This is a genomic window from Mycolicibacter heraklionensis, from assembly GCF_019645815.1.
GTDB lineage: Bacteria > Actinomycetota > Actinomycetes > Mycobacteriales > Mycobacteriaceae > Mycobacterium > Mycobacterium heraklionense.
On the sequence record NZ_CP080997.1, the window covers coordinates 4,382,226 to 4,392,036 of the forward strand.

Below are 9,811 nucleotides of genomic sequence, written 5' to 3' on the forward strand. Positions count from 1 at the left end.
CGTTATGGACTCGACTCGGCCGCGGCGCAAGTACTCGCCACGCCTGACACGGGACGAGCGCCGTGCGCAGGCGTTGGACGCGGCATTAGAGGTCCTCGGCGGGTGCGACTTGCACGAGTTGAGCATGGCGGCGGTCGCGGCCGCCGCCGGTGTCGCAAAGCCGGTGCTGTACACGGCATTTAGTACCCGAGCAGAGCTGGTCGACGCGTTGTTGGAACGAGAACGCGATCGCGGCATTGCCGAGGTTCGTGCGGCCATGCCCGATGACCTCAGCACGCTGGGGCCGACCGGCGCCTACACCGCGACCATCGGGGCGTTCCTGCAGGCCGTGCTGAACAACCCGACCGGGTGGCGGCTGATCCTCACCATTCCGGACAGCGCGCCCCGCGACTACCGCGACTCACTGCGCAGCGCCCGGTCTGCGGTCCTGGGCCAGTCCGAGGAACTCGCCCGCGCCGGGGCCGCCTTCATGCCGCAGTTGGCCCGCCTGGATCCGGTCCTGCTGGGCCACACCATGCTGTCCTTCGCCGAGATGCTGGGGCGGCTCGCCGCACGCGACCCGCAGACCTACCCGCGCGAGCGCCTCGAAGGCTTCGTCACCGCCATGCTGTCGATGGTGGCCGACGATACGGGACCGGCTAACCCAGGATCAGACCCGACGTAGGCACCCCGGTGCCGGCGGTCACCAGCACGTGCTCGACGCCATCGACCTGGTTGACCGAGGTGCCGCGCAGCTGGCGAACGCCCTCGGCGATGCCGTTCATGCCGTGCACATACGCCTCGCCGAGCTGGCCGCCGTGGGTGTTGATCGGCAGCCGGCCGCCCAGCTCGATGGCGCCGCCGGCGATGAAGTCCTTGGCCTCCCCCTTGCCGCAGAATCCCAACTCCTCCAACTGGATCAGCGTGTAGGGGGTGAAGTGGTCGTAGAGCACCGCGGTCTGGATGTCGGCAGGTGTCAGGCCCGACTGCGCCCACAGCTGCTTGCCCACCAGGCCCATCTCGGGCAGCCCGAGCTCCTCGCGGTAGTAGGAGTACATGGTGAACTGGTCGGCCCCGGCGCCCTGCGCTGCCGCCTCGATGATCGCGGGGCGATGCTTGAGGTCGCGGGCCCGCTCCGGTGTGGTGACAACGATCGCCACCCCGCCGTCGGTCTCCTGGCAGCAGTCCAGCAACCGCAACGGCTCGGCGATCCACCGCGAATTCTGGTGATCCTCAATGGTGATCGGCTTGCCGTAGAAGTGCGCCTTGGGGTTGGTCGCCGCGTGCTTGCGGTCGGCCACCGACACCACACCGAAATCCGCACTGGTGGCGCCGTATTCGTGCATGTAACGCTGGGCGATCATCGCCACCGATGCCGCCGGAGTGCTCAAACCGTGCGGATAGGACCAGCTGTACTCCACACCGCGGGAGTCGGCGTTGATCGTCAAGCCGGTCATCACCTGGCCGAACCGGAACTCCGAGCGCTCATTAAAAGCCCGGTACGCCACAACGACTTCAGCGACTCCGGTCGCAACCGCCAAGGCGGCCTGCTGCACTGTCGCCGCGGCCGCACCGCCGCCGTAACCGATCTGGGAGAAGAACGTCAGGTCGCCGATCCCGGTGGCGCGCGCGACGGCGGTCTCCAGGTTGGAGTCCATGGTGAAGGTGACCAGGCCGTCGACGTCGGCGGGCTTCAGACCCGCATCGTCGAGGGCATCGAGCACCGCCTCGGCGGCCAGACGCAGTTCGCTGCGCCCGGATTCCTTGGAGAAGTCGGTCGCACCGATTCCGGCGATCGCAGCCTTACCCGACAGCATCACGCCGCTCCGATCGTCAAGGTTGCCGTGGCGATGACATGGTCGCCGAGGCTGTTGTTGCCCACAACTTTCACCGTGACCAGGCCTTCTTCGACCGCGGTCACTTCACCGGAGAAGGTGACGGTGTCGTAGGCGTACCACGGCACGCCCAGCCGCAGCGCGATCGAGCGGATCACCGCGTTGGACCCGGCCCAGTCGGTGAGGTAGCGCTGCACCAGGCCGGTGTCGGTGAGGATGTTGACGAAGATGTCCTTGGAGCCCTTGGCCTGCGCCTTGTCCCGGTCGTGGTGCACGTCCTGGTAGTCGCGGGTGGCGATCGCCGTGGAGACGACGAACGTCGGGTCACCGTAGATCTTCAGCTCGGGCAGCTTGGTGCCCACGTCGACAGTCGGAGCGCTCATGCCCCGTCTCCTTCCACAGGCTCCCAGGCGTACAAGGTCCAGGCCGGACCGGCATCGCTGGCCGGAAAATCGAGGTAGGTTGCGCGAACCGGCATTCCGATCTTTACCGCGGCCGCGTCGGCGCCGCGGAGTTCACCGAGCATCCGCACGCCCTCTTCGAGCTCGACCAGCGCGATCACGAATGGCAGGCTGCGGCCGGGGACCTTGGGCGCGTGGTGCACCACGTAGCTGAACACCGTTCCCTTGCCGCTGGAAACGACATAGTCGGTGGTCTCGGTCTTGTCCTTCCAGACCGCCGGCACCGGCGGATGCTGCAGACTGCCGTCCGGGCGGAGCTGGATGCGCAGCTCGTGTGCGGCCACCCCGTCCCAGAAGTACTTGGAGTCCCTCGACCATGACGGGCGCATCATCTTGTCGGGGTCGAGATCCTCGGGCACAGCCGCAGCCGGAGTCGCGTCAGCCTTGTCCTTGGGCAGGAACTTCAGGATGCGCCAGACCATGTCGGCGACGTTTTCTTCACCGACCCACCAGCGGATCTTCTGGGTGACGAAGTACCCCTCACCCAAGCCGGTCTGCTTGGGACCCACGATGTCGGTCACCTCGGCGGTGACACTGACCTCTTCGCCGAGGCGCAGGTAGCGGTGGTAGGTCTGCTCACAGTTGGTGGCCACCACTCCGACGTAGCCTGCGCCGTCGAACAGTTCCATGACCTTGCCGAGCGGGTCGTCGGCGGGGCGCTCCCCACCCAGGCCCATCATCGTCCACACCTGGATCATGGCCGGCGGAGCGACAATTCCGGGGTGCCCGGCCGCCCGCGCCGCCGCCTCGTCGGTGTAGATCGGGTTGGCGTCGCCGATCGCATCGACCCAGTGCCGAATCATCGGCTGGTTCACCGGATCCCGACCGGTCCGCGGCTTGCTGCGGCCGGACGCCAGTATCTGCTCGATCCCGGGGGAAAGGTCGCTCATCTGTCTCCTCGACTCATCGTGGCACCCGCGGAACCTTGAGGCCGGAGGCGGCGATCATCTCGCGCATCACCTCGTTGACTCCCCCGCCGAATGTGATGACCAGGTTGCGCTTGGCCATCTTGTCCAGCCAGATCAGAAGTTCTGCGGTCTCCGGATCGGCCGGGTTGCCGTACTTGCCGACGATCTCCTCTGCGAGGCGGCTGACTTCCTGGATGCGCTCGGTGGAGAACACCTTGGTGGCCGCAGCATCGGCGACGGCGATGGTCTCGCCAGAGGAAGCCACCTGCCAGTTCAGCAACTCGTTGATCCGCCAGATCGACTTGATCTGTCCCAACAGCCGTTGGACGTCCTGGTGCTCGATCGGCGTGACGCCGTCCGAACCGGGCTTCGAAGCCCAGGTGCGCACCTGGTCATAGATGCCGGCGACACGCCCCGCCGGGCCCAAGCCGACCCGTTCGTGGTTGAGCTGGGTGGTGATCAGCTTCCAGCCGCCATTCTCCTCACCCACCAGCATGTCCGCGGGCACGTGCACGTCGTTGTAGTACGTCGCGTTCGTGTGATGCGCCCCGTCGGACAAGATGATCGGAGTCCAGGAGTAGCCGGGATCTTTGGTGTCGACGATCAGGATCGAGATGCCCTTGTGCTTGGCAGCGGTCGGGTCGGTCCGGCAGGCCAGCCAGATGTAGTCGGCGTCATGTGCGCCGGTGGTCCACATCTTCTGGCCGTTGACGATGTATTCGTCACCGTGCCTGACCGCCGTGGTGCGCAGCGAGGCGAGGTCGGTGCCGGCGTCGGGCTCCGAGTAGCCGATTGCGAAATGCACGTCGCCGGAAAGAATTCCGGGAAGGAACTTCTTTTTCTGTTCCTCGGTGCCCAGCGCCTGCAGCGTCGGGCCAACGGTCTGCAACGTGACCATCGGCAACGGGATGTCCGCCCGATTGGCCTCGTTGATGAAGATCTGCTGTTCGACCGGGCCGAATCCCAGGCCGCCGTACTCCTTAGGCCAACCGACACCGAGCTTGCCGTCGCTGCCCATCCGCTTGATCACCGCACGGTACGCCTCATTGTGCCGATCGGACTCCATCGCCGCGGCCTCTTCGGGCGTGATGAGGGTCGAGAAGTACTCCCGCAGTTCGGCTTGTAGCGCGCGCTGCTCGGGCGTCAGGTCGATGAACATTACGCTCCCACCAAATCGAGGCGATGCGACGGACCGCCCAACAGCCGAGTCAGATCCTTGATCGAGGAGTAGTAGCGGTCCATCGGATAGGTGATGTCCATACCCATGCCGCCGTGCAGGTGATGGCAGAGCCGCATGGCCGGCGCGGCCTGCGCGGTGAGCCAATATCCCAGGATGTTCAGATCCTCGTCGGCGTCAAGCCCTTGCGCCAGCCGCCACAGTGCCGAGGTCGACAGCAAAGAGATTGTCCGCGAGGCGATGTAGACCTCGGAAAGCTGTGCGGCCACGGTCTGGAATGTCGACAGCGGGCGGCCGAATTGTTCACGGGCCGCCACGTAGTCCGCCGTCAGACGCAGCGCGCCGGCCACCAGCCCGGCCGCGAAGGCCCCGGTGGCCGCCAGCGCCAACTGGTTGACTCGCCGCGCGGTGGCCCCGTCGAGCACATCGGCGGCCTCGATCGCGACGTCGGCGAACGTCACCACATACTCGTCGGACCCATTCGAGGTGGGGGTCTTGGTGACCGTCACGCCGTCGGCGGTGGGAGAAACGACCACCACGGCCTGGTCGGCGGTGACGATCAACCAGGCCGCCGTCTCGGCGTAAGGCACACCGGTCTTGGTGCCGTTGAGCTTTCCGTCCGCGTACGTGGTGTTGGGGTGTTCGGGCAGCTGGCGCCCCGGCTCGTTGAGTGCAGCCGACAGCAGCGCACCGGCGGGCACACCCGACAGGTACCGGTCCTGCTGAGCATCCGACGCCAGCTCCAGCAGCGGTATCAGACCAAGACCCAAGGTGGCCAGCGCCGGCCCGACAGCGCCGTGACGCCCGATCTCGGTGAGTGCGGTCGCCAGCTCGCTCAGACCCAGGCCGTCACCACCGAGCCGCTCAGGCACCCCCAACGCCGCGACACCACCGGAAACGAGTGCATCCCAACTGTTTTCGCGGTCCAGGACAGAAGTCACCACATCAGCGACAGCCTGTTGCTCCGGGTTCGGTGTGAAATCCACCCGAATCCTCCTTGATTCGTCTACGCCGTCAGTGAGCTCAGTGCGCGACCGGGCACGCGCCCGAGTAATCGACCGGCCAGTGCTTGATACCGTTGAGCCAGCCGGACTTCAGCCGCTCCGGCTCGCCCATCGGCTTCAGGTCGGGCATGTGGTCGGCAACCGCGTTGAAGATCAGGTTGATGGTCAGGCGGGCCAGGTTGGCGCCGATGCAGTAGTGCGCCCCGGTGCCGCCGAAGCCGACGTGCGGGTTCGGGTCACGAAGGATGTTGAAGGTGAACGGGTCATCGAACACCTCCTCGTCGAAGTTGGCCGAACGGTAGGACATCACCACCCGGTCGCCGGCCTTGATCTTGACGCCGGAGATCTCGGTGTCTTGGTTGGCGGTCCGCTGGAATGCCGAAACGGGTGTGGCCCAACGGATGATCTCGTCCACGGCGGTCTGAGGACGCTCCCGCTTGAACAGCTCCCACTGGTCGGGGTTCTGCGAGAACGCGACCATGCCGTGCGTGATCGAGTTGCGGCTGGTCTCATTGCCGGCCACAGCCAGCATGACCACGAAGAAACCGAACTCGTCGTCGCTGAGCTTCTCACCGTCGACGTCGGCCTGAATCAGCTTGGTGACGATGTCGTCGGTGGGGTTCACGCCCCGCTCCTCGGCCATCTTCATGGCGTAGCTGATGACCTCGAACGACGACATCGCCGGGTCGACGTCGGCGTACTCGGGGTCTTCACCGGCGGTCATCTCGTTGGACCAGCGAAACAACTTGCCCCGATCGTCCTGGGGCACACCGAGCAGTTCGGCGATGGCCTGCAGGGGCAGCTCACAGGACACCTGCTCGACGAAGTCGCCGGTGTTGGCCGCCGCAGCGGTCTCGGCAATGTTCTGCGCCCGCGCCCTCAGTTCGTCCTCGAGCCGTGAGAGGGCGCGCGGGGTGAAGCCGCGGGAGATGATCTTGCGCAGCCGGGTGTGGTGCGGCGCATCCATGTTGAGCAGGACGGCGCGCTGCAGGTCGACTTGCTCGCGGGTCATGGACTGCGGCCAGACCGGGATCGCGCCGTTCATCGCACTGGAGAAGACCTCGCTGCGCAGCGAGACGTCCTTGACGTCTTTGTGCTTGGTCACCAGCCAGTAGCCCTTGTCGCCGAAGCCTCCGGTACCGCCGGGAACGTCGACCCAGTGCACCGGCTCCGCCTTGCGCAGCTCGGCGAGCTCCTTGACCGGTAGGCCTCGAAGGTTCAGCTCGGAGTCGAGGAGGTCTAAGTCGTTGGGGACGGGGCAGCCCATGTGTCTACTCCTAGGGTGTCTGTTAGTGGGTTCGACGACGTTTGAACGACAGAGCCTGAACAACGCCGTCTAGTGCCGGATTGCCACCATTGAAACACGGCCCGACCGCAGATCAAAGGCAGTGCCGCATCGTCGCTTGTCAGACTAATGAAACGTGTTCTAGCCTGGCCGCATGGGTAATCCTGTCATCGTCGAGGCCACACGCAGCCCCATTGGTAAACGTAACGGCTGGTTGTCCGGCCTGCACGCCACCGAACTGCTCGGGGCGGTGCAGAAGGCACTGATCACCAAGGCCGGCATCGACGCGGGCGACGTCGAGCAGGTCATCGGCGGCTGCGTCACCCAGTTCGGCGAGCAGGGCAACAACGTCACCCGGCAGTCCTGGCTGGTGGCCGGGCTACCCGAGCACGTCGGCGCCACCAGCGTCGACTGCCAGTGCGGCAGTGCGCAGCAGGCCAACCACCTGATCGCCGGCCTCATCTCGGTCGGTGCCATCGACGTCGGCATCGCCTGCGGCATCGAGGCGATGAGCCGCGTTCCCCTCGGCGCGAACGGCGGCGGTGCTCGCGCGGCATCCTGGGACATCGACCTGCCCAACCAGTTCGAGGCGGCCGAGCGGATCGCCAAGCGCCGGGGTATCACCCGCGCCGACGTCGACGCGCTCGGGCTGCGGTCCCAGCAGCTGGCCAAGCAGGCCTGGGCGCAGGGCCGGTTCGACCGGGAGATCTCCCCGATCGAGGCCCCGGTGATCGACGAGAACAAGCAGCCCACCGCTGAGCTGAACATCGTCAGCCGCGACCAGGGCCTTCGTGACACCACGGCCGAGGGCCTTGCGGCGCTGAACCCGGTGATGGAGGGCGGCATCCACACCGCCGGCACCTCGTCACAGATCTCCGACGGTGCGGCCGCGGTGCTGTGGATGGACGAAGACAAGGCCAGGGCCCTGGGTCTGCGGCCGCGGGCACGGATCATCAGCCAGGCCAACGTCGGCGCCGAGACCTACTACCACCTGGACGGCCCGGTGCAGTCCACCGCCCGGGTGCTGGAGAAGGCCGGGATGAAGATCGGTGACATCGACCTGGTCGAGATCAACGAGGCGTTCGCCTCGGTGGTGCTGTCGTGGGCCGCGGTGCACAAGCCGGACATGGACCGAGTCAACGTCAACGGCGGGGCGATCGCGCTGGGGCACCCGGTGGGGTCCACCGGCAGCCGGCTGATCACGACCGCACTGCACGAGCTGGAGCGCACCGACAAGTCGACCGCACTGATCACCATGTGTGCCGGCGGGGCGCTGTCCACCGGCACCATCATCGAGCGCATCTAGTGGCCCGCAAATGACTCCAGTTCCGGAGACCGACCGCATCGCGGCGGCGCAGGCCTACATCGACGCGCTGGTCAGTCATGACGCCTCGGCGGTCCGGTTCGCACCCGGCTGCGTCCGCATCGAGGTCGGGCTCAAGACCGGTTTCTCGGGAAATCATCTGCGCCGCAGCCTCAACCGCGGGCCGCAGTTCCGGTTGATCTCGGCGGCCACGCTGCCGAAATACAGCATCGACGGCGACGACGTGCGGGCGGTCTACGACATCATCACCAAGCCGTCCCTGTTCGGCATCCGGGTCTGCTCGCATGTCGACGAGGTCTTCCGGATCCCCGCTGACAGCCCGGACGGTAGTGCGGTGATCCACCACATCCGCGCGGGGATTCGTCCGTTCATCCACCGTTAGAGTGAGCCCGTGAGCAACCCAGACACACCAGAAAAGCCGAAGGCACTGGACTCACCGGCCACCGGCACGGTGATCAAGTGGATGTCGCGGGCCAACACAGCGGTGTACAAGGCGACCGGCGGCCGCATCGGCAGCAAGTGGCGGCTGGGCACCAAGCGTTTCGGGGACGTCCCGGCGGTCGGCATCCTCACCACCACCGGCCGCAAGACCGGGCAGCCGCGTGAGTCCCCGCTGTTGTTCCTGCGCGAAGGTGACCGGGTGATCCTGGTGGCTTCCCAGGGCGGGCGCGCCACCAACCCGATGTGGTATCTGAACTTGAAAGCCAACCCGCAGGTGTCATTCCGGATCCGCAGCGAGGTGCTGACGCTGCGTGCCCGGGACGCCAGTGAGGCGGAGCGGGCCGCCTACTGGCCCAAGCTCGACGCGATGTACCCCGACTTCGCCAATTACCGAGCTTGGACCGATCGGGAGATCCCGATCGTCATCTGCGAGCCCTAGGGCCCACCCGATGACCCGCGATTCGCGGCGCCTGCGCTACGGGGCAGTGGCTCTTCCTGCGGTCGTCGTGTTCTTCGCAGCGCCGGCGGCGTGGGCTGCCGAATCGATCACGCTGGAGTTCGTGCGGCACGGACAAGCCGGCGACAACCTGGTGATCAACAACGAGGTGCCCGGTCCCCCGCTCACCGAACTCGGTCAACAGCAGGCGCAGACCGTCGCCGATCTTCTGGCCGATGACGGCATCACTGGCATCTACTCCTCGATCATGACCCGCGCGCACGAGACGGCGGATCCCTTGGCGGAGCTACTGGGCCTGCCCGTGCATGAGCTGGCTGGACTCAACGAGATCGACGCCGGTTTACTCGCGGATCTGCCGGTGAACGTCGGCGGCCTGCCGTTGGGGGCGGTGCTGTACGCCGCGGCACCGATGCTGTGGGCGTTCGGTCTGTATTTCGTTCCGCAGCTGGGTTCCTCGGATTTCAACGGGATGGTGTTCCAGGATCGTTTCTCCGACGCGGTGGCCGCAATCTATGCCGGCAGCGAAGGCGGCGATACCGATGCGGTGTTCGCCCACGAGGGGTCGATCGTGTTCTGGACGTTGATGAACGTCGACAACCCCGATTTCGGCATCATCCTCAACGAAGCGCTGACCACGGGTGAGCTGCTGCCCTTCACCGGTGTCATCGAAGTCCGGGGCAACCCGGAGGACGGCTGGACACTGGTCAGCTGGGACGGGCAGCCGGTGGCCGAAGATCCGGGACTGCTCACCGAACTCTTCGTCGATGTGCGCGACGTGATCACCGCGCCGCAGATGGCGCTCTTCCACATCTGGGAAGCGCTGCTCAGCGGCGACCCGGCGGTTTTTCTGGACGTGATCCAGGCCGGCGCTGACGACGTCGGCACGGCGGCTCTGCAGTTCCCGGTCGAAGTGCTGCACGACGTGCTCAGCGCGTTCTGA

At 66.3% G+C, this 9,811-nt stretch carries 11 protein-coding genes; 5 read left to right on the forward strand and 6 right to left on the reverse strand.

Annotated elements, in window-relative coordinates:
• Window positions 1-4: 4 nt before the first annotated feature.
• Window positions 5-664: a TetR/AcrR family transcriptional regulator gene (locus K3U94_RS20820; protein WP_047320596.1), complete on the forward strand. Its 660-nt coding sequence runs from the start codon at window positions 5-7 to the stop codon at window positions 662-664.
• Here K3U94_RS20820 and ltp2 read toward each other — a convergent pair.
• The 6 genes from ltp2 to K3U94_RS20850 are packed head-to-tail and all read right to left on the reverse strand — an operon-like array spanning window position 639 to window position 6,631.
• On the reverse strand, window positions 639-1,796 hold the full coding sequence (gene ltp2, locus K3U94_RS20825) for a 17-hydroxy-3-oxo-4-pregnene-20-carboxyl-CoA lyase (protein ID WP_220694874.1): 1,158 nt from the start codon (window positions 1,794-1,796) through the stop codon (window positions 639-641). The two genes, K3U94_RS20820 and ltp2, sit on opposite strands and share 26 nt — an antisense overlap.
• On the reverse strand, window positions 1,796-2,197 hold the full coding sequence (locus K3U94_RS20830) for a MaoC family dehydratase (protein WP_220694875.1): 402 nt from the start codon (window positions 2,195-2,197) through the stop codon (window positions 1,796-1,798). The genes ltp2 and K3U94_RS20830 overlap by 1 nt, the downstream gene beginning before the upstream one ends.
• Window positions 2,194-3,165: a bifunctional MaoC family dehydratase N-terminal/OB-fold nucleic acid binding domain-containing protein gene (locus K3U94_RS20835; protein WP_220694876.1), complete on the reverse strand. Its 972-nt coding sequence runs from the start codon at window positions 3,163-3,165 to the stop codon at window positions 2,194-2,196. The genes K3U94_RS20830 and K3U94_RS20835 overlap by 4 nt, the downstream gene beginning before the upstream one ends.
• Before the next feature lie 13 nt (window positions 3,166-3,178).
• On the reverse strand, window positions 3,179-4,342 hold the full coding sequence (gene fadE29 / locus K3U94_RS20840; RefSeq protein ID WP_220694877.1) for an acyl-CoA dehydrogenase FadE29: 1,164 nt from the start codon (window positions 4,340-4,342) through the stop codon (window positions 3,179-3,181).
• Complete coding sequence (locus K3U94_RS20845; RefSeq protein WP_047320600.1) at window positions 4,342-5,346, reverse strand: acyl-CoA dehydrogenase family protein; 1,005 nt, start codon at window positions 5,344-5,346, stop codon at window positions 4,342-4,344. Before K3U94_RS20845 ends, fadE29 begins: the two co-directional genes overlap by 1 nt.
• Window positions 5,347-5,383: 37 nt before the next feature.
• On the reverse strand, window positions 5,384-6,631 hold the full coding sequence (locus K3U94_RS20850) for a cytochrome P450 (protein WP_047320601.1): 1,248 nt from the start codon (window positions 6,629-6,631) through the stop codon (window positions 5,384-5,386).
• Between the two features lie 172 nt (window positions 6,632-6,803).
• On the opposite strand from K3U94_RS20850, the gene K3U94_RS20855 reads away from it, so the two are divergent.
• From K3U94_RS20855 to K3U94_RS20870, 4 genes are read left to right on the forward strand one after another with little or no spacing between them, the layout of a single operon-like run.
• The gene (locus K3U94_RS20855; protein WP_220694878.1) at window positions 6,804-7,955 is read left to right on the forward strand and encodes a steroid 3-ketoacyl-CoA thiolase; all 1,152 of its coding nucleotides are present in this window, start codon (window positions 6,804-6,806) and stop codon (window positions 7,953-7,955) included.
• Between the two features lie 10 nt (window positions 7,956-7,965).
• Window positions 7,966-8,355, forward strand: coding sequence for a DUF8021 domain-containing protein (locus K3U94_RS20860; protein WP_047320603.1), 390 nt, complete (start codon window positions 7,966-7,968; stop codon window positions 8,353-8,355).
• 9 nt (window positions 8,356-8,364) lie between these two features.
• The gene (locus K3U94_RS20865) at window positions 8,365-8,853 is read left to right on the forward strand and encodes a nitroreductase family deazaflavin-dependent oxidoreductase (protein ID WP_220694879.1); all 489 of its coding nucleotides are present in this window, start codon (window positions 8,365-8,367) and stop codon (window positions 8,851-8,853) included.
• Window positions 8,854-8,863: 10 nt separating this feature from the next.
• Window positions 8,864-9,811 carry a histidine phosphatase family protein gene (locus K3U94_RS20870; RefSeq protein WP_220694880.1) on the forward strand — a complete coding sequence of 316 codons (948 nt, stop codon included), beginning with the start codon at window positions 8,864-8,866 and terminating at the stop codon, window positions 9,809-9,811.

What these genes read in the sequence shown, in the direction of transcription:
- K3U94_RS20830 (WP_220694875.1), bottom strand. Translation starts at nt 2,197, where the DNA reads ATGAGCGCTCCGACTGTCGACGTGGGCACCAAGCTGCCCGAGCTGAAG.
- K3U94_RS20850 (WP_047320601.1), bottom strand. Translation starts at nt 6,631, where the DNA reads ATGGGCTGCCCCGTCCCCAACGACTTAGACCTCCTCGACTCCGAGCTG.
- K3U94_RS20835 (WP_220694876.1), bottom strand. Translation starts at nt 3,165, where the DNA reads ATGAGCGACCTTTCCCCCGGGATCGAGCAGATACTGGCGTCCGGCCGC.
- ltp2 (WP_220694874.1), bottom strand. Translation starts at nt 1,796, where the DNA reads ATGCTGTCGGGTAAGGCTGCGATCGCCGGAATCGGTGCGACCGACTTC.
- K3U94_RS20870 (WP_220694880.1), top strand. Translation starts at nt 8,864, where the DNA reads ATGACCCGCGATTCGCGGCGCCTGCGCTACGGGGCAGTGGCTCTTCCT.
- fadE29 (WP_220694877.1), bottom strand. Translation starts at nt 4,342, where the DNA reads ATGTTCATCGACCTGACGCCCGAGCAGCGCGCGCTACAAGCCGAACTG.
- K3U94_RS20820 (WP_047320596.1), top strand. Translation starts at nt 5, where the DNA reads ATGGACTCGACTCGGCCGCGGCGCAAGTACTCGCCACGCCTGACACGG.
- K3U94_RS20860 (WP_047320603.1), top strand. Translation starts at nt 7,966, where the DNA reads ATGACTCCAGTTCCGGAGACCGACCGCATCGCGGCGGCGCAGGCCTAC.
- K3U94_RS20855 (WP_220694878.1), top strand. Translation starts at nt 6,804, where the DNA reads ATGGGTAATCCTGTCATCGTCGAGGCCACACGCAGCCCCATTGGTAAA.